Source organism: Micromonospora sp. NPDC005220 (assembly GCF_040607895.1).
Classification (GTDB): domain Bacteria; phylum Actinomycetota; class Actinomycetes; order Mycobacteriales; family Micromonosporaceae; genus Micromonospora.
Genome location: NZ_JBEXHP010000025.1, coordinates 45343 through 64366, shown reverse-complemented (window position 1 = coordinate 64366; position 19024 = coordinate 45343). Strand labels below are relative to the sequence as shown.

The window sequence follows — 19024 nt, the reverse complement described above, 5'->3', positions numbered from 1 at the left end:
GAAAATGGTCCGCAGGACGGCTCGGTGCCCACCCCGGTCGACACCGGCGGCTACTACATGATCGACCGAGAGGGCCGGCCGGCCCCGGGGGGTTGGGGGCCGGCCGGGGGTCAGTTGGTCAGGCAGGTTTGGACGGCGGCGGTGAGCCGGTTGGCGCGCTCGTCGCCCATTCCGCGCATCTGGTTGACCACGTAGCCGAACCCGACCTGGTGCTCGGCGTCGGCGAAGGCCAGGTTGCCACCGGCGCCGTCGTGGCCGAAGCTGCGCTCACCCAGCAGCGGCCGGGCCGGCGGCGAGTGCAGCAGGAAGCCGGTGCCCCAGCGCTGCCCGGTGTCCGGCGGGCCGTGCCGCTGCTGACCACGCGAGCGAACCACCACCGCGTCGTCCACCGACGCGGCCGTGAGCAGCGGTCCACCCTGGAGGTCGGACACACAGGCGGCGTAGAGGCGCGCCAGGCCGTCGGCGGTGCTCACCGCGCCCGCGCCGGGGACACCGGCGGCCCGGATCGCGTCGTCGTTGAAGCTCACCAGGCCGTCGGCGTCGGCAGGGAAGGCGAACGCGCCTCCCATGGTGATGCCCCGTTCGGCGACCGGGTCCACGAACGGGTCGGGGTCCGGTGGCGGTGCCAGGTCCCAGGCCACGGTCTCGTTCTCGGCGGCCGGAAGCCCCAGCCAGGTGCGCAGGTCGAGCGGGCCCGCGACGGCGTCGGCGAAGAACGCGCCGGGTAGTTGGCCGGTGATGCGGTGGATCACCTCTCCGATCAGCCAGCCGTAGGTCATCGAGTGGTAGCCGTGCGCGGTGCCCGGCTCCCAGAGCGGCGCCTGCGCCTCGATCGCCTTGATCACCGGGTCCCAGGCCAGCACCTCGTCGAGGGTCAGGGTCCGGTCCAGCGCGGGCAGACCGGCCTGGTGCGTGAGCAGCCAGCGCACCGGGATGTGTGCCTTGCCGTGCTGTCCGAACTCCGGCCAGTAGCGCGTCACGGGAGCGTCGAGGTCGAGCCGTCCCTGCTGGGCCAGCAGGTAGGCGCAGATCGCCAGGATCCCCTTGGTGCAGGAGAAGACGACGACCGGCGTGTGCGCGTCCCAGGGCCGCCCGGTGCGGGTGTCGGCCACCCCGCCGTACAGGTCGACGACCTTGCGGCCCCGCACGTAGACGGTGACCGCGGCGCCGACCTCTCCCCGGGAGGTGAAGTTGTCGCGGAAGACGTCGGCGACGCGCCCGTAGCGTTCGTCGACGTCGCCGTGGATCTGCGGCTGTGTGACCACTGCTACCCCTTCACTGACCCTTGGATGAGGGCCTTGATGAACTGTCGCTGGAAGATCAGGAACACGATGAGGGTAGGGGTGAGGATCAGCAGCGACCCGGCACACAGCAGCACCAGGTCGGTGCCCCACTGGCCCTGGAACGCGCCGAGCGCCCCGGCCATGGTGCGTTTGGTGGCGTCGTCCACGAGGACGATGGCGAGCAGAAACTGGTTCCACGTCCAGAGGAACATCAGGATCGTCAGCGAGGCGATCGCCGGCCGGGCCAGCGGCACCTGGACCCGCCAGAACAACTGCCACGTGCTGCTGCCGTCCACCCGGGCCGCCTCGGACAACTCGACCGGCACGTTGGTGAAGTGCGCACGCATCCAGAACACCGCGAACGGCATGTACAGGCCGATCAGCGGCAGGATGATGGCCCAGCGCGTGTTCAGCAGGCCGAGATCCTGCATCTGGTAGTAGAGCGGCGTGACCACGGCCTCGAAGGGCAGGGTCAGCCCCAGCAGGAAGAGGCCGAAGACGAGCCGACCGCCGGGCACCCGCAGTTGACCGAGCCCGAAGCCGGCCATGGTCGCGATGAGTACCGACACCGGCACGACACCGGCCACGATGAGCAGGCTGGAGCGGAGCAGAGCACCCATGTTCGCGGCGGTGAAGGCATCGGCGAAGTTGCCCCACTGCGGGTCGGACGGCCACTCGAGCCCGCTGGGCACGGTGCCGCGCGGCTGCAACGCCGCCGACAACATGCTCACGAACGGCAGCAGGGTGACCACGATCAGGGCGATCAGGAAGACCCGGCCGGTCAGCTGTTCGCGTCGGCTCAGGTTCACGACTTCTCCCCTCGGCTCAGCCGCTGGATCGGCAGCACGCACGCCAGCACCAGCACCATCAGCACCACGGCGAGCGCCGAGGCGAGCCCGACCTGCCGTTGCGAGAAGGCCAGCCGGTAGATCTCCAGGCCCGGCACTGTGGTCTGGAGCCCGGGGCCGCCGCTGGTGGAGATGTAGACGATGTCGAAGCTCGCCAGCGCCGCGATGATCGTCACGGTGAGGCAGACGCCGATCTCCTGGCGCAGGCTGGGCAGGGTCACGGCGAGGAACTCGCGGACCGGACCGGCACCGTCCAGGCGGGCCGCCTCGTACAGCGCCGGATCGATCTTGCTCATGCCGGTGACCAGCAGGATCGTGCAGAGGCCGAGCAGGACCCAGGCCCCGATGACGCCGACGGCGGGCAGCGCCGTGTCGAAGTCACCGAGCCAGGCGCGGGCGACGCCACCCAGCCCGACCGCGCGCAGCGCCTGGTTGACCAGACCGTTCGACGAGAGCAGCCAGCTCCACGCGATGCCCGCCGCCACCAGGGGGATGACCTGCGGCAGGAACAGGATGGTCCGGACGACGGTGCCGAACGGGCCGGTGGTGATCCGGCGAACCATGCTCGCCACCAGCAGCCCGAGCGCGACGGGGATGAAGCTGAAGAAGACGATCAGGACGATCGCGTTGCCAATGATCTTCAGCAGATCGCTGTCGGTGAAGACGGTGAGGTAGTTGTCCAGACCCACCCAGCGGGCCACCCCGATCCCGTTCCAGTCGTAGAGCGAGTACTGAAACGTCAGGACGAGCGGACGCAGGACGAACACCGCGTACATCACCAGGGCGGGCAGGACGTACAACCAGCCGGTCCCGGCCGCGCGGGCCCACCGAGATCGGTGGGCCCGCGTGGGGGTGGGACGGGCGCGACGATCGTCGCGCCCGGTTGGTGCGCTGCCGAGGGCAGACGTCATCGGGACAGTTCCTTCTGATACTCGGCCTGGACCGCCTTCACGTACCCCTCGGGCGTCTGCTGACCAGCGATCAACTTCTGCATCTCCGGCGTGATCGCGGCGGCGAAGATCCCGCCGGTCGCGTTGGCGGTGAAGTCCACCGCGCCGTTCTCCGCACCGAGCTGCTGGGACGCCTTCAGGGTCTCGGCCAGCACGGTGTTCGGGGCGGCGCTCGGCACCGGCAGGTCACTCGGGCCGCCGGGGCTGGAACCGCCGACCGTCACCGAGATCTCGCGTGCCTTGGCGTTGGTGTGGACCCAGTTCAGGAAGTACGCGGCGGCGTCCGGGTTCTTGGCCTTGGCGGAGACGCCGAAGGTGTTGGGGGCGGACATCGCCACGTGCTTCGCACCGGGAGACTCGGTGGGGAAGAGGAAGAAGCCGACGTTGCCGGGCATCGACTTGTCGAGGTTGGCCGACTCCCAGTCACCGTTGAACATGAACAGGCCGTTGCCCTTCTGGAATTCCCCCACCATGCCCGCGTAGTCCAGGGCGTTGGCGTCCTTCGTGAAGTAGCCGGCCTGCGCCCACTTCTGAATGGTCTGGGTGGCCTTCAGTGCGGCCGGGGTGTCGAACGTGGCCCCCGGCTTCTGGAAGATCCAGTCCGCGACCTGGGTCGGGTCGCCGAACTGGTTCTGCAGCGCCTGGTGCGGGAAGTTGATGCCCGCCGTGTTCTTGTTGAACTGCATGATCGGCTGGACCCCGGCGGTCTTCGCCTTGGCCAGCAGCTCCTCGAACTCGGCGACAGTGGCCGGCGGCTGGGTCATGCCGACCTGGGTGGCCAGCTTCTTGTTGTAGAAGACGCCGGTGACGCTGTAGCCGAGCCCCATCCCGTACAGCGAACCGGTGCCCCGGGTGTTCTCGCCGACGCGCAGCTGCATGAGCTGCGAGGCGGGGAACTTGTCCCAGCCGTACGCGGTGAAGTACGGGTCGAGGTTCTTGAGCAGGTCGTCCTTGACCAGGTCGACCATGGTGGGGAGCCGGATGATGTCGGGCGAGTTGTCCGAGGCCATCACCCGGGGGGCGTTCTCCACGATCACCGTGAACTGGTCCTCGCGGATGTTGAACTTGACGTTCGAGTGCTGCTTGGAGAACTCCTCGGCCAACGCCTTGGCCAGCGGGAAGCCGGTCTCCGCGTACATCTCCAGGGTGATCGGCTCGGTCCCCAGCTCCGTCTTGACGGCGGCATCGGACTGCTGGGTCGACGACCGGTCCTTCCCCGGCGCGCTGCACGCCGTCGCGGTCATCCCGACGGCCAGCAGCGAGGCGAGGAGCACCGTTCTCCGTCGCGGAAACTTTGTCAGCAACTCTGCCATTTCATGACTCCTTGACATCTACACGCGTACGCCGTGACCAGTCGCCCGAGCGCAGCACCCCGTACGGTCAGCGAAAATGAACCATCGAAGGCACCTCTGGATGCACCAGAAGTGGTCGCTAAACTGATTTAGCAGAGCATGCGCGCGGCACGGGAAGCTGTCAAGGACAAGTTGGCAACGGTGCGGAAACGTCGTGTTCACCGCACGCCGACGTGACCGGCGCCGGCTCCCGGACGGCGACGCATCATGATGGGCAGGAGCGGCGCCTGTGCACCGCGCCTGATTCGGAGGACTGATGGGCAGCAACAGAGCAACACTCGCCGACGTCGCGCGCAGAGCCGGGCTGTCCAAGACCGCCGCGTCGATGGTGCTCAACGGCAGGGAGGGCACCCGACTCTCGGCCGAGGCGCACCAGCGGGTGTTCGCCGCCGCCGAGGAGCTCGGCTACCGGCCCAACCTCGCCGCCCGCAGCCTCCGCACCCGCAAGACGGCCACCATCGCGTTCGTCTCCGACATCGTGGCCACCACCCGGTTCGCCGGTGACCTCATCCGCGGCGCCCTCGACGCGGCACGCGAACGGGACCACGTCCTGCTCATCACCGAGACACAGGGCGACGCGACCTTCGAGCAGTACGCCATCGAGGCCGTCCTGGACCGGCAGGTCGACGGGGTGATCTACGCGGCGATGGCGACCCGACGGCTGACGGTGCCACCGGCCATCCTCGGCGGCCCGGTGGTGCTGCTCAACGCCACCAGCTCGGACGGCCTGCCCAGCGTGGTCCCCGACGACGAGGGCGCCGGTCGCTCCGTCGCCGCCGCCCTGCTGGAGCTCGGCCACCGTGACGCGATCGCGCTGATCGGCCGCAACCGGCTCAAGGAGGACGACCCGGAGGTCTCGCTCGCCGCCCGTGCCCGCCTGCACGGCATCCGGCAGGCGCTGGACGAGGCGGACGTCAACCTGCTGGCCGAGTGTTTCTGCGCCGAGTGGCTGCCCGAGCACGGTTACGCCGCCATGCGCGGCCTGCTGAACAAGCCGAAGCGACCCAGCGCGATCATCTGCATGAACGACCGGCTGGCCTTCGGCGCGTACCAGGCGCTCGGCGAGGCGGGGCTGTCCGTCCCGGAGGACATCTCGGTCATCTCGTTCGACGACGACCCGATCGCCGCCTGGTTGCGTCCCAGTCTGGCTACCACGGCGCTACCGCACGAGCAGATGGGGCGGCGCGCTGTCGAGCTGCTCCTGGACGGGGGCGCCGCCGAGCCCTCGCTCGTTGCGATGCCGCTGCGCCGACGCCGGTCCCTCGCGCCTCCGGCCGGCTGACCACCGGCCCTCCGGCCCGTACCGTCGGGTTGGCCTTGGCCGACGCTAAAACGGTTTAGTGCTAGGTTTCCGACCATGCTTCGTCTACCCGACCACTGGGTGTGGGACAGCTGGTACGCGCGGGACGACAACGGCCTCTGGCACGTGTTCTTCCTGCGCGCGTCCCGCGCCCTGCACGACCCGCACCGCCGCCACCGCCGGGCCACCATCGGCCACGCCGTCTCGGCGGACCTGCGCTCGTGGCGCCTGGTCGCCGACGCCGTGGTCCCCGCCGACGCACCCAGCTGGGACGACCTGGCGACCTGGACGGGCTGCACGGTCCGCGGGCCGGACGGACGGTGGTACCTGTTCTACACCGGGGTCGGCCGCGCCGAGGACGGGCTCGTCCAACGCATCGGACTCGCCGTCTCCGACGACCTGATGACCTGGCACCGGCACGGCACCGAGCCGATCGTGCAGGCCGACCCCACCTGGTACGAACTGCTGGACAGGGAGCTGTGGTACGAGCAGGCGTGGCGTGACCCCTGGGTGTTCCCCGACCCGGACGGCGAGGGTTGGCACATGCTGATCACCGCGCGTGCCAACACCGGGCCGGCGAACACCCGTGGCGTCGTCGGCCACGCCACCTCTCCCGACCTCGTCAACTGGACCGTCCGGCCACCGCTGTCGACGCCGGCCGGCTTCGGTCACCTGGAGGTGCCCCAGGTAGCGGTCCTCGACGGGCAGCCGCTGCTGCTGTTCTCCACCGAGGCCACCGGCAGCGCCCGGCGCGACGACCACCGGATCTGGGTGGCGACCGGCGAGACCACCCTCGGGCCGTGGGACATCGCCGCCGCGCGGCCGTTCACCCACCCGCATCTGTACGCGCCCCGGCTGGTCCCCGGACCCGCCGACGACTGGTCCCTCATCGGTTTCCTCGACCACGTCGACGACACGTTCGTCGGGGAACTCACCGATCCGATCCCCGTCCGATACCAGGCCGCGACCGGGTTGACAGTGGACACGGCGAGGGCAAACGTAGGGCGGTAGACCGGACCGGTCCGGGCCGTGGCGTGTCACCCCGGCCCGGACCTGGACGGCGCTACCTCAGCTGCGCACCTGCCACTGCTGGTTGGTGCCGCCGTTGCACGCCCAGAGGATCAACTTCGTGCCGTTCGCCGTACCGGCCGCGTTCGCGTCCAGGCAGAGCCCTGACTGCACGCCGGTGATCGTGCCGTTGGCGTTGATGTTCCACTGCTGGTTGGCCTGACCGTTGCAGTCCCAGATCACCACCGTGGTGCCGTTGCTGGTGCCCTGGCCGGAGGCGTCCAGGCACTTGCTGCCGTAGACCATGAGCTGCCGGCTGGCCGTGTGGGTCCATCGCTGGTTGGCGGCCCCACTGATGCAGTCCCAGAGCTGGGCCTGCGTGCCGTTGGTCGTGCTGGAGTTGCCGATCTCGGCGCACCGGCCCGACTGGACTCCCACGAGCTGCACGTTCTGCGGGTTGGTGCTGCCGCCGCTCTGCACGCCAGCCGCGTTGATCACCGTCTGCGCACCCGGCGGCCAACTGCCGTTGCTGACCGTGACGTTGCCGTTGACGACGTTGCCGCGGTCGCCGTTGGTCACATTGGTGCTGTTGTTCGTCGACCAGTTGTTGGTGACGGTGAAGTTGCCCATGTTCTCGGCGTAGTAGTAGTTGGCCGTGGCCCAGGTGCCGGTGGAGGAGAACACGTTGTTCCGGGCGGTGTAGTAGCGGGAGCCCTCGTCGAAGTAGAGCCCGAACCAGCCGTTGGTCCGCAGGCAGTAGTTCTCGTTGATGGTCCCGCCGGGGTTCGCCGACAGCGTGTAGATGCATCCGCCGTCGGTCATCTGCTGCATGACGTCGTGCACGTAGTTGCCGATCACCTGGTTGTTGGCCGCGGTGGTGGCCGTGGTGTAGCGCGGCTGGTAGTTGTACAGGCCCCGGTTCGCGTAGTGCTGGCTACCGCCGGCGTCGTTGGCGCCCCAGCCGTAGCCGACCGACAGACCGGTGTACGGCATGTTGTAGACCTCGTTGTTCGAGACCAGCGAGGTGTTCACGTAGGTGGTCAGGATCGAGACCACGCCCCGGTACTCCAGGCCGAGATCGTGCACCCGGTTGTTGCTGATGGTGATGTTGCGGTTGACCATCCGCTGGTCGCTGGGGTGATGGGCATCCGCGCGGACACCGCCGACCACGATGCCACCGGCGGAGTTCCGGGCGATCTCGGAGCGGGTGACGGTGATGTTGCTGGCGCCCAGACCGACACCGCTGGCGTGGGCGTTGGCGTCGTTGCCGATGCCGATGGCCGTCTGCCCGAGGTTGACGAACTGGGAGTCGCTGAAGGAGATGGTGTTGGCCGCGGAGACCTGCACGGCGCCGGGCATCTGGGCCCAGCTCGGCCGGGTGGCCTCGAACAGCGGACAGCCCTCCTGGCAGGAGGTCAGCGCGTCGGACGGCCGGGCCCAGGAGCCGACGATGTGCGCGCCGGTCTGCTGGTCGGCGAAGCCGTTGCTGCTGCTGGGGCCGAGCCAGCTGGTGCCGGTGAAGGTGATGCCGCTGAACGAGATGTGGTGCGCCGGGGCGTCGTAGCTGCCGCCGACATTGACCAGGGACTGCAACTGCGGCAGCTCCACGCTGACCGAGGTCATGGTCTGCCCGGCGAGCGGGATGTAGTTGAGCTGGCCGTTGCTCGGGTTGAGGTACCACTCCCCCGCCGAGTCCAGGAATTCGTACGCGTTGGCCAGGTAGAAGGGGCCGGCGCGGTGTGGCCTGGAGAGGGTGTCGAACCCGAAGGTGTTGTTGTTCCACGCGGGCTGCTGCATCGTCAGGAAGTTTCCGCTGATGCTCTGCACCGGGGAGTACCTGTCGGTGAACGAGCCGACGCTCTCCACCTCGACCCGGCTCTGGTTGCCGAGGTTGTTGAGGTAGTTGAGCGCGCTGTTGGTGAACCGCATGCCGGACGTGGTGAAGGTGAAGTCGGCCCGGTTCGCGGCGGTCCGCGCCCGGGTGGCGACGACTCCGTTGACGTAGAGCTGGCGGGAGTCGAGCCCGGCGGGAACGCTGGCCCGCCAGATGTTCTTCCCCGAGTCGACAAGCGACCAACCGGTGACCGCCCGGGCGCCGGTGATCGTCGGACGCGCGCCGGCAGCCGCCCGCCAGATCACCTGATAGCCGTTGTTGCCCGAGTCGGCGGCGGTGAACCGCAGCGGCGACGAGAGCCGGTACGCGCCGTTGGCCAACTCGACCACGATGTCACCGGACATCGCGCTGTTGATCGCCCGCACCGCCGTCTGGGCGCCGGTCAGCGAACACGGTTGGCTGGCGGAACAGGTCGTGCCGGTGCCGGAGGGTGACGCGTAGAGGGTGGTGGTGGCCGCGGCGGCTGGGGACGCCGAGGCGGTCACCGCGACCAGGGCGGTGAGCGTTGCGGCGGCCGCGCCGACCAGCAGCCGGCGCAGCGGAGGGGTAGAGGACACGGGACGGGGCTCCTGACGTGTGGAGGGCATGGGGGCGGAACGCCTCGGCGGGCGGGCGCGAGGCGTGGGGGCAGACGGGCGGCTACCCGAGGATCTCCCGGAGATAGCGCAGGCCGTCGGTGGCGAGACGGTCCTGCGAGGGGGCCAACGGACGCCAGATCGCCGCGGCGGTGGCGATGGTCTCGTTCTCCGCCGTGAACGACTCGATGCAGATCGCGCCCTGGTAGCCGGTGTCCCGCAGGACGGTGAAGAAGCGGGGCCAGTCGAAGTGGTCAGCACCGGGAGCGCCCCGGTCGGTGCCGCTGACCTGCACGTGCTTGATGTGCGGGCCGGCGAGGGCGAGGGCCGCGTAGGGGTCGGCCTCCTCGATGTTCATGTGATAGGTATCGATCATGATGCCGACGTTCGGCGGGAGACCGTCGATCAGCTCGACGGTCTGCTCGATGGTGTTGACGACGCTCGTCTCGTAGCGGTTCAACGCCTCGACACCGATGCTCACGCCCACCTCGCCGGCCCGCTCGGCCACCGGCGCCAGGGCCCGCCGGAAATCCGCGTAGCAGGCCGCGCGAGCCGCCGGTGACATCCGCCAGGTGCGGCCGACCGAGGCGTACGCGGGGCCGCCGACGCATCCAGCGCCGACGGCCGCCGCGCTCGCCACGCAGCCCATGAGGTACGCCACCGTCGACTCCACGACCGCTGGCGCGGCGTCGACCAGTTCCCGCCCCGGCGGGGTCACCGCGCAGACGCCGGCGGCGACGAGGCCGTGCGCCGCCAGCAGGTCCCGGGTACGGACCGGATCCCAGTCGCCGGGCTGCTCGATCGGCAGTTCGACAGCGTCGAAGCCGAACGCGGCGATCCGCGGGATCAGCTCGGCCAGCGCCTTGTCGTCGACCGGAGAGGCCCAGACCCAGGGGTTGACGCCGATGGCGTACATCGGACCCTACTTCCAGCGCTGCGGGTAACCGGGCAGGTCGGTGCAGCCGCACATCGCGTAGTGCAACGGCGGCATGCCCGCGTCGAGGTACTGGTCCAGGTTGTCCTGGGTGACGGTCGGCTGCGGCAGCTTCCACGGGTTGGACACCTGCTGGCCGTCGAGGATCCGCAGCGCCGCGATGATCGGGGTACGCCACTGGTAGGTCGGGTAGGTCGGCGCGATCGCGGTGAGCTTCTTGTCCTTCCAGATCTTCAGGAAGTCGAGCTGGTCCTCACCGTTCATCGGCGGGACCGGCTTGCCCGCGTCCTGGAACGCCTCGACCGCTGCGACGGCCACCGCTCCGGCGTCCATCCAGACCCCGTCGATCGTGCCGTACCGCTGGATGTAGTCGTCGACGATCTTCTTGGTCTTGGCCGGATCACCGTCGGTGAACTCGACGCCGACGACGTCTACCTTCGCCTTGTCGAACGCCACCTTCGCCGCCGACCAGCGGGTCTCCAGGACGTCGACGCCGGGCAGGATCCGCAGGGCGAGGACCTTGCCGCCGGGCTTCATCTTCTGGCTGACGAACTCGGCCCCGACGTGGCCGAACCCGTAACCGCCGATGGGGTTGATGAACGTCACCGGGCACTTCGTGTTGACACCACGGTCGAAGACGACGACCGGCAGCCCGGCCTTGCAGGCCGCCTCGACGGCCGGGGTGAGCGTGGCGGTGGTGTTCGGCGAGACGATGAGCGCGTCGCAGCCCTTGCCGAGCAGGTCGTTGATGTCCGCGATCTGCTTTTGGTCCTTGCCCTCGGCGTCGACGTGCACGAACTCCTTGATGCGGCTCTTCTGCGCCTCCACCTCGGCCTGCATGGTCTTGAACCCGACCTGCCGCCACGGGTTGTTCAGGGCCGCGTTCGAGAAGCAGATCTTGTGCGGGCCGTTCTTCTTGAACTTGGCGGTGTCCACCATCGTCGGGTTGAGCACCTGCTCCCACGGCTTGTCGGCCGGGCCCGTCGGTGCCGCGTCGAGCAACGCGAGCTCGGCGTCGTAGTCGGCCTGCACGAAGAACTTCGACTGGTCTCCGGTGCCGGAGCCAGCGGCGGATGCACTTCCCGATGGGCTCGCGGCCGGCTCATCGGTGGAACAGGCGGCGAGGGACAGCACTGTGACAGCGGCCAGCGCCGCCATGGAACGTCGCACTATGGTTTCCCCTTTATCTCGAAGAAGAACGCGTTGCCGAGACCGCCACGGCGAGCAGGATGATCGCGCCCTGGACGGTCGACCTGAGGGCGCCGGAGACGCCGTAGAAATTCATGAGGGCGAACAGCAGTTCGAGGGTCAGCGCGCCGAGCATCGCCCCGACGACCGCGCCGCGACCCCCGCCGAGCGCCACACCACCGAGGACGACCGCGGTGATCGCACCGAACTCCAGGCCCGCGCCGGCCTGGAACGACACGCCGCTGTACCCGCCCAGGAGGATCGCCGCCACCGCCGCCGCGAGCCCGCTGAGGATGAAGGCGAAGGTGCGGGTACGCCACACCCGTACGCCGCTCAACTCGGCGGTGCGCGGGTTGTCGCCGACGGCGACCAGCGTCCGACCGAAGTCGGACCGCATCAGCAGCACGGCCGCCACCGCCAGGACCACCAGGACCACCAGCGCGTACGGCAGCCGGCCCAGCACCGGCACGTCCTCGAAGGCCCGCCGGCCGAACCGCCGGAACTCCTCGGAGAGCCCACCCTTCGGGGCGCCATCGGACCACAGGTAGACCGCGCCCACCAGGATCAGGAACATGCCGAGGGTGGTGATGAACGACGGCACCCGCAGCCGTGTCGTGATCAGGCCGTTGACCAGCCCGACCAGTGCTCCGAAGGCGAGCAGCAGCAGCACCACCGGCCAGGTACGCGCCGGGTCGCTGTCGATCAGCCGGGCGGCGACCACCACCTGCGCGGTGACCAACGACCCGACCGAGAGATCGAACTCGCCGGCCACGATCACGAAGTACTGGCCGGCGGCGAGCAGGATGATCGGCGCCGACCGGCCCAGGAAGGACATCAGCGACGGCGGGGCCAGGAAGTCGGGCTGCCGAATACCGACGAGCACCAACAGCACCGCGAGAATCGCGAGAATCGGCAGGACACCACCGGGGCGTACCCGGGGCAGCCGCAGCGGCAGGGATCGGGGCTGGACGGTCTGCATGGTCAGGCCGCCTTTCGGATGGCCCGGCGGGCGTACACGGCGACCGCGGCGATGATGATGACGCCCCGGATCACCTGCTTGAAGAAGGCGTCGACCTCAAGCTGGTTGAAGATGGCGTCGATGCTGGCGAGCAGCAGCACCCCGCCGACAGTGCCGACGACGCCGCCGCGCCCACCGGCGAGGGCGGTTCCGCCGATCACCACCGCGGCGATCGACTCCAGGTCGTACAGGCCCTCGGTGCCGACCCGCGGGGCGCCCGAGCCGAGCCGACTGGCGAGGTAGATGCCGGCGAGCCCCGCGCACATCGAGCACAGGACATGGGCGGTGACGAGGACCCGGTCGTTACGGACACCGGAGAGCCGGGCCACCTCCGGATCCCCGCCGACGGCGACCAGATGGTGGCCGAAGCGGGTCCGCGTCAGCGCGAACCAGGCCGCCGCGGTGACCGCTGCCAGCAGCAGGAACGACACCGGCACCGGCCCGACGCGCTGGTAGCCCAGCGACTGCACGAGCGAGGGCGCGGTGACGCCGGCCGGACCGTCGTAGCCGTTGTCGAGGTAGCCCTTGAGCAGCAGCCCGACGCCGAGGGTCGCGATGAACGCGTTGACCCGGAACCTGGTGACGAGCAGCCCGTTGAGCAGCCCGACGCCGGCGCTGACGACGAGCACCAGGCCGATGGCCGGCAGCACCGCACCGTCGCTGCCGTTCATCGTCTCGGCCGCGACCAGGGTGCTGAGGCTGATCACGTACGCCACCGAGAGGTCGAGCGAACCCCCCAGGATGACCAGGGTCTGGCCCACCGCGACCAGCCCGAGCCCGGCGGCGACGTGCAGCAGACTCACGGTCGTGGACTGGTTGAAGAGCTGACCGCCGTCGAGCAGGACGACCAACCAGCCGATCGTGAGGGTCAGGGTCAGGGCCACGAAGACGCCCGGTACCGGACGCCGGGCCGGCAGCAGCGACAGCGCGCTCACGCGGCGGCCTCCCGGGTGGTCCCGACCGCCAACGCGACGACCTCCTCCTCGGTCGCGCCGGCGGGCAGCTCACCCGCGACGTGGCCGTCCCGCATGACGACGATCCGGTCACTCATCCCCAGCAGCTCCGGTAGGTCGGACGAGATCATCAGCACCGCCGCGCCATCACGGGCGAGACGGCGGACGAGGTCGTGGATGGCGGACTTCGCGCCCACGTCGATGCCCCGGGTCGGCTCGTCGAAGAGCAGGATCCGCGGGTTGAGCGCGAGCCAGCGGGCCAGCACGACCTTCTGCTGGTTACCCCCGGACAGGAAGCGGATCTCCTGGTCGTCGCCGGCGGCGCGGACCTCCACGGCGGCGAGCAACTCGCGCACCCGGACGGTCCTTGCCGCCCGGCCGGACCGGGCGGCGAACACGGCCCGGCTGGCGAGCAGCGCGTTGTCGAGCACCGACTGCCGGGGGACGATCCCCTCGCCCTTGCGGTCCTCGGTGACGTAGGCGATGCCGGCCCGCATCGCGGTGCGGGGTGAACGCAGTCGGACCGGCCGGTCGTCGAGCGTGACGTCGCCGGTGGTGAACGGCGACACCCCGAAGATCGCACGGGCCAGCGCGGACCGCCCGGAGCCCTGGAGGCCGCCGATGCCGAGCACCTCGCCGGCGCGCAGCTGGAGGTTGACGTCCCGCAGCTTCCGGTTTCCCGCGTCGCGAAGGTTGAGCCGCACCGGGCCCCGGTCCTCCGGGGTGGCCCGATCCGGGTAGTAGCTGGACAGTTCCCGGCCGACCATGTGCCGCACCAACTCGTCGGCGGTGGTGTCCGCGGTGTCCACGGTGGTGACCCGGCGACCGTCCTTGAGAACGGTGATCCGCCCGGACAGGTCGAAGACCTCGGCGAGCCGGTGCGAGACGTACAGCAGCCCGATGCCCCGCTCCTGGAGCCGGCGCACCAGCCCGTAGAGCAGCTCGACCTCGTGGTCGGCCAGCGCGGCGGTCGGCTCGTCCATGATCAGCAGCCGCGCGTCCAGAGCGAGCGCCTTGGCGATCTCGACGACCTGCTGCTGCGCGACGCCCAACTGCCCCACGCGCGCGTCGGCCGGCAACGTGGTCTCACCGATCGAGGCGAGCAGCCGGGCCGTGCGGTCGATCATTCCCCGACGATCGACGAGCCCGCGACGGACCGGCTCGTGCCCCAGGTAGACGTTCTCCGCGACGGTGCGCTCCGGGAGCAGGTTGAACTCCTGGTGGATGATGCCGATGCCGGCCCGCTGCGCGTCGCGCGGGCCACGGAACGTACGCGACGCGCCGGCGAACTCGACCGTGCCGCCATCCGGGGCGTACCCGCCGGAGACGATTTTCATGAGGGTCGACTTCCCGGCGCCGTTCTCACCGACCACGGCGTGCACCTCGCCCGGCGCGACATCGAGGTCGACACCGTCGAGGACGCGGACTCCGAGGAAGGACTTGCCGATGCCCCGAAGGTTGAGTAACGGCACCGGCCGTGGGTCTGACATCCCGAAAGCCCTCACAGATAGTAGTCATCTACAAGCTTCGATCACACGCTACGGCGACCTTGCGGTGTTGACCATCGAACTTTCGTAGCTATCGACGGAGACTTATGTTCGCGTGATGCGAACATTCCCTTGACATCGCCGAAACATCACACGTATGAAGATAGATGTTTGGATGCGGGTCCGCAATCCTCGACCGGGGTTGATTGGCAGGGCCTTCACCCGAGCGACAGCGGCGCCGCAGCGAGGGGGCCGCGCACGACCGTCGTCACCCGGGCAGGACGTCGGACGTCGCTCCATTGATTGACAGTGATCTATCTCTAGCTCATTCTGACCTCGTGGATCACCGGACGAGACCTACAGCGATCATCACGCTGTGTGACGTCCTGCGGGTCTGACTGCCGTTTCGGCGAACGGTACGAGGACCGACCACCGCACCCCGTGCACCCTCGCGCGTCCAGGCACAACCTGGCCCGCCGTGGGGCCCGTGGTGGCAATCGGAGTTGCCCGCCCAACCTAGGAGACGGCATGCGTCGCAACACATTGCTCATCTCAGTGATCGCCGGCCTGTTGCTGGCGCTCGGACTCGCCCCACCCGCGTCGGCGGCCCCGGCCTTCCGCGCCCTACTGTTCACCAAGACCACCGGCTACCGGCACGACTCGATCCCCGCCGGGATCAGCATGTTCCAGCAGCAGGCCGCGGCGAACAACTTCGAGCTGGTGCAGACCGAGGACTCCAGCGTCTTCACCGCCAGCAACCTGGCCACCTTCGACGTCATCATCATGTTCCAGACCTCCGGCATGGTCTGGACCTCGGCGGCCCAGCGCCAGGCGGTGGAGGGCTACCTCGCCAGCGGCAAGGGCATCGTCGGCATCCACAACGCCACCGACATGGGCATCGAAGCCGAGTACCCGTGGTGGGACCAGACCATCAACGGCGGCGCCCACATGCCGGAGCACTCCCCCGGCGTACTGCCCGGCACCGCCATCGTCGCCGACAAGCAGCACCCGTCGACGGCCGGCCTGCCGGACCGGTGGAACCGCAGCGAGGAGTGGTACAACTTCGACGCCAACCCACGCGGCAACGTACACGTGCTGGTGACCGCCGACGAGCGCACATACAACCCGGGTTCCCGGGCGATGGGACCGGACCACCCGATCTCCTGGTGTCGCAACACCGGTGGCGGGCGGGTGTGGGCCACCGCGATGGGCCACGCCATCGCCTCCTACAGCGAGACGAACTTCCAGAACCACGTCCTGGGTGGTGTCAAGTGGGCGGCCGGCAACGTGGCCGGGGACTGCGGCGGCACCGTCTGGGGCAACTTCGAGAAGCGCACCCTCGACGACAACACCGTCGACCCGATGGCGTTGGGTGTGGCGCCCGACGGCCGCGTCTTCTACGTCCAGCGCGGCGGCCAGGTGAAGATCTTCAAGCCCTCCACCAACAGCACCGTCACCGCCGGCACGCTCAGCGTCTACACCGGCGGCGAGGACGGCCTCACCGGCATGGCGCTGGACCCCAACTTCGCCAGTAACGGGTACATCTACCTCTACCACTCGCCGGCCAGCAGCAGCACCGACGTCAACCGGGTCTCCCGCTACACGGTCAGCGGTGACACGCTGAACACGTCGAGCGGTGTGACGATCATCGACATCCCGGCGTACCGGGACCGCACGTTCCCCGAGCCCGGCCACACCGGCGGGTACATCAAGTTCGGCCCGGACGGCAACCTCTTCATCGGCACCGGCGACGACACACCGCCGAACCTGGACCCGAACTGGCAGGGCTACGCCCCGCTGGACTGGCGGTCGGGCAAGTCCAACCTGGATGCCGCCCGCAGCGCCGGCAACACCAACGACCTGCGCGGCAAGCTGCTGCGCATCCGGCCCTCGGCCAGCGGTGGCTACACCATCCCGTCTGGCAACCTCTACCCTCAGGGCACCGCGCAGACCAAGCCCGAGGTCTACGCGATGGGCTTCCGCAACCCGTTCCGCTTCTCCATCGACCCGGCCAACGGCTGGGTCTACCTGGCCGACTACGGGCCGGACCGGAACCCGCCCACCACCAACCGCGGTCCCGAGGGCCTGGTCGAGCTGAACGTGATCAAGACGCCCGGCAACTACGGCTGGCCGTTCTGCCACGGCGACAACCAGCCGTACGCGCCGTTCAACCCCGACACCGGCGTGGTCGGCGCGAAGTTCAACTGCAACTCGCCGGTCAACAACTCGCCGAACAACACCGGGCTGGTAAACCTGAAGCCGGTCGTCATGCCCAACATGTGGTACGGCTACGGCACCTCGCCGACCTTCCCGGAGCTGGGCTCCGGCGGCTCCGCGCCGATGGGCGGGCCGATCTACCGGTACGACGCGTCGAACCCGTCGGCGACGAAGTTCCCGCCCTACTACGACGGCGTGCACTTCTTCTACGAGTGGTCGCGTAACTACATCAAGGAGGTGCACTTCGACTCCTCCTCGGCGGTGACCCGCACCAACCCGTTCCTGCCCGGTGGCGGGTTCAACAAGCCGATGGACATGGAGTTCGGCAAGGACGGCTCGCTCTACCTGCTGGAGTGGGGCACCAACTTCGGTGGCGGCAACAGCGACTCCGGGCTCTACCGGATCGACTACATCCAGGGCGGCCGGTCGCCGATCGCCAAGGCCACCGGCACGCCGACGAGTGGTAGCGCACCGCTCACCGTCCAGTTCAGCAGTGCCGGCACGGCCGACCCGGATCCGGGTAACACGCTGAGCTACCAGTGGACGTTCGGCGACGGCACCACCTCCACGGCGGCCAACCCGTCGAAGGTGTACACCGCCAACGGCAACTACACGGCCCAGTTGAAGGTCACCGACAACACCGGCAAGACGGGCTTCGCCAACGTCCAGATCACCGTCGGCAACAGCGCGCCGGTGGTCACCATCACCACCCCGCCCAACGGAGGCATGCTCAACTTCGGTGACAAGGTGCCGTACCAGATCACCGTGACCGACCCGGACGGCGGCACCGTCGACTGCTCGAAGGTGTTCCTCAACCCCGCGCTGGGTCACGACGACCACGCGCACGAGACCACCGAGTACCCGGGCTGCTCGGGGACCATCTCCACCGACCTGCTCGGTGGGCACCCCGACGGCGCCAACCTGTTCTACGTACTGAACGCGCGCTACACCGACAGCGGTGGCGCGGGCGGGGCTGCCCCGCTCACCGGGACCGCGCAGGCGATCCTCCAACCGAAGCACAAGCAGTCCGAGTATTTCAGCAGCCAGTCGGGCGTCCGGGTCGTCGACCAGGCCGCGGCGGAGAGCACCAAGCGCGTCGGTGACATCTCCTCGAACGACTGGATCGCGTTCAGCCCGATGAACCTGTCGGGTATCTCAACGGTCAGTTACCGGCTGTCGTCGCCGTCCGGCGGCGGCTCGATCGAGCTGCGCGCCGACTCACCGACCGGCACCCTGCTGGCCACCACCACGGTGCCCAGCACGGGTGGCTGGGACAACTACCAGTCCACGACTCCGGTGAGTGTCGCCGCGACCAGCGGGACACAGACGCTCTACATGGTGTTCAAGAACAGCAACAACTCTTTCGATCTGGACTCGCACACCTTCGGCGGCAACGGCGTCGGGACACCCGGCACCGGCACCGGCACCGGCCTGGCCGGCAAGACCTACACGGTCACGGCGCAGCACAGCAACAAGCTGATGGACGTCAGCGGTGTCTCCACCGCCGACGGCGCCCAGATCACCCAGTGGGCGTCCACCGGCGGCAACAACCAGAAGTGGCAGGCCGTCGACGCCGGTAACGGCGCGCTTTACCTCAAGGCGGTGCACAGCGGCAAGTGCGTCGAGGTGGTCGGTAGCTCGACCGCGGCGGGTGCCTTCCTCCAGCAGGCCACCTGCAACAACGGCAACCAGCAGAAGTTCACCGCCACCGCGACGGGAACCTCCGGCGTGTACACGGTGAAGAGTGTGCTGAGCGGGCTCTGCGTGGACGTCAACGGCGCTTCCACCGCCGACGGCGCCCGGCTGTTGCAGTGGACCTGCCACAGCGCCGCCAACCAGCAGTGGCGGTTCACCGCAGTGTGACCCCCGGCTGTCGCGGTAACAACTGACGTCCCGGTCGGGACCGGTATCCGAGGAGCGGAGCCGGTCCCGGCCGGGACGTCGTCGTCGCCTCCGCGGGTGTCGTCGCCTCCGCGGGTGCAGAGCAAAGGCGGGCGCGGTCATCACATCCGCAGGT

Annotated in this window: 12 protein-coding genes and 1 pseudogene; 3 read left to right on the top strand and 10 right to left on the bottom strand. The window is 69.1% G+C overall.

Annotated features, from left to right (window positions below):
* Positions 1-110: 110 nt before the first annotated feature.
* From ABZU52_RS13480 to ABZU52_RS13465, 4 genes are read right to left on the bottom strand one after another with little or no spacing between them, the layout of a single operon-like run.
* Positions 111-1265, bottom strand: coding sequence for a serine hydrolase domain-containing protein (locus ABZU52_RS13480; protein WP_354971336.1), 1155 nt, complete (start codon positions 1263-1265; stop codon positions 111-113).
* A gap of 2 nt (positions 1266-1267) precedes the next feature.
* Positions 1268-2092, bottom strand: a complete 825-nt coding sequence (locus tag ABZU52_RS13475; protein WP_124860646.1) for a carbohydrate ABC transporter permease — start codon at positions 2090-2092, stop codon at positions 1268-1270.
* Positions 2089-3042, bottom strand: coding sequence for a sugar ABC transporter permease (locus tag ABZU52_RS13470; protein ID WP_354971335.1), 954 nt, complete (start codon positions 3040-3042; stop codon positions 2089-2091). The genes ABZU52_RS13475 and ABZU52_RS13470 overlap by 4 nt, the downstream gene beginning before the upstream one ends.
* Entirely contained in the window at positions 3039-4394 is a 1356-nt protein-coding gene (locus tag ABZU52_RS13465; protein WP_354971334.1) for an extracellular solute-binding protein, read from the bottom strand. Before ABZU52_RS13465 ends, ABZU52_RS13470 begins: the two co-directional genes overlap by 4 nt.
* 295 nt (positions 4395-4689) lie before the next feature.
* Between ABZU52_RS13465 and ABZU52_RS13460 the strand changes: the two genes are divergently transcribed.
* Positions 4690-5715 carry a LacI family DNA-binding transcriptional regulator gene (locus ABZU52_RS13460; protein WP_354971333.1) on the top strand — a complete coding sequence of 342 codons (1026 nt, stop codon included), beginning with the start codon at positions 4690-4692 and terminating at the stop codon, positions 5713-5715.
* Between the two features lie 54 nt (positions 5716-5769).
* Positions 5770-6744 (top strand): annotated as a pseudogene (locus ABZU52_RS13455) (family 43 glycosylhydrolase); the annotation flags it as partial.
* 57 nt (positions 6745-6801) lie between these two features.
* Here the strand turns inward: ABZU52_RS13455 and ABZU52_RS13450 are convergent.
* The 6 genes from ABZU52_RS13450 to ABZU52_RS13425 form a co-directional block, all read right to left on the bottom strand.
* Positions 6802-9192 (bottom strand): ricin-type beta-trefoil lectin domain protein, encoded by a 2391-nt coding sequence (locus tag ABZU52_RS13450; protein ID WP_354971332.1) that lies wholly within the window; start codon positions 9190-9192, stop codon positions 6802-6804.
* Between the two features lie 82 nt (positions 9193-9274).
* Entirely contained in the window at positions 9275-10126 is an 852-nt protein-coding gene (locus ABZU52_RS13445; RefSeq protein ID WP_354971331.1) for a sugar phosphate isomerase/epimerase family protein, read from the bottom strand.
* 6 nt (positions 10127-10132) lie between these two features.
* Positions 10133-11314 (bottom strand): substrate-binding domain-containing protein, encoded by a 1182-nt coding sequence (locus ABZU52_RS13440; RefSeq protein ID WP_354971330.1) that lies wholly within the window; start codon positions 11312-11314, stop codon positions 10133-10135.
* Between the two features lie 13 nt (positions 11315-11327).
* Entirely contained in the window at positions 11328-12311 is a 984-nt protein-coding gene (locus tag ABZU52_RS13435) for an ABC transporter permease (RefSeq protein ID WP_354971329.1), read from the bottom strand.
* Positions 12312-12313: 2 nt separating this feature from the next.
* Positions 12314-13285 carry an ABC transporter permease gene (locus ABZU52_RS13430; protein ID WP_354971328.1) on the bottom strand — a complete coding sequence of 324 codons (972 nt, stop codon included), beginning with the start codon at positions 13283-13285 and terminating at the stop codon, positions 12314-12316.
* Positions 13282-14793 (bottom strand): sugar ABC transporter ATP-binding protein, encoded by a 1512-nt coding sequence (locus ABZU52_RS13425; RefSeq protein ID WP_354971327.1) that lies wholly within the window; start codon positions 14791-14793, stop codon positions 13282-13284. Before ABZU52_RS13425 ends, ABZU52_RS13430 begins: the two co-directional genes overlap by 4 nt.
* 525 nt (positions 14794-15318) lie before the next feature.
* Here ABZU52_RS13425 and ABZU52_RS13420 point away from each other — a divergent pair.
* Complete coding sequence (locus ABZU52_RS13420) at positions 15319-18870, top strand: ThuA domain-containing protein (RefSeq protein WP_354971326.1); 3552 nt, start codon at positions 15319-15321, stop codon at positions 18868-18870.
* The last annotated feature ends 154 nt before the right edge of the window (positions 18871-19024 follow it).

What these genes read in the sequence shown, in the direction of transcription:
- ABZU52_RS13465 (WP_354971334.1), bottom strand. Translation starts at nt 4,394, where the DNA reads ATGGCAGAGTTGCTGACAAAGTTTCCGCGACGGAGAACGGTGCTCCTC.
- ABZU52_RS13470 (WP_354971335.1), bottom strand. Translation starts at nt 3,042, where the DNA reads ATGACGTCTGCCCTCGGCAGCGCACCAACCGGGCGCGACGATCGTCGC.
- ABZU52_RS13445 (WP_354971331.1), bottom strand. Translation starts at nt 10,126, where the DNA reads ATGTACGCCATCGGCGTCAACCCCTGGGTCTGGGCCTCTCCGGTCGAC.
- ABZU52_RS13425 (WP_354971327.1), bottom strand. Translation starts at nt 14,793, where the DNA reads ATGTCAGACCCACGGCCGGTGCCGTTACTCAACCTTCGGGGCATCGGC.
- ABZU52_RS13420 (WP_354971326.1), top strand. Translation starts at nt 15,319, where the DNA reads ATGCGTCGCAACACATTGCTCATCTCAGTGATCGCCGGCCTGTTGCTG.
- ABZU52_RS13435 (WP_354971329.1), bottom strand. Translation starts at nt 12,311, where the DNA reads ATGCAGACCGTCCAGCCCCGATCCCTGCCGCTGCGGCTGCCCCGGGTA.
- ABZU52_RS13460 (WP_354971333.1), top strand. Translation starts at nt 4,690, where the DNA reads ATGGGCAGCAACAGAGCAACACTCGCCGACGTCGCGCGCAGAGCCGGG.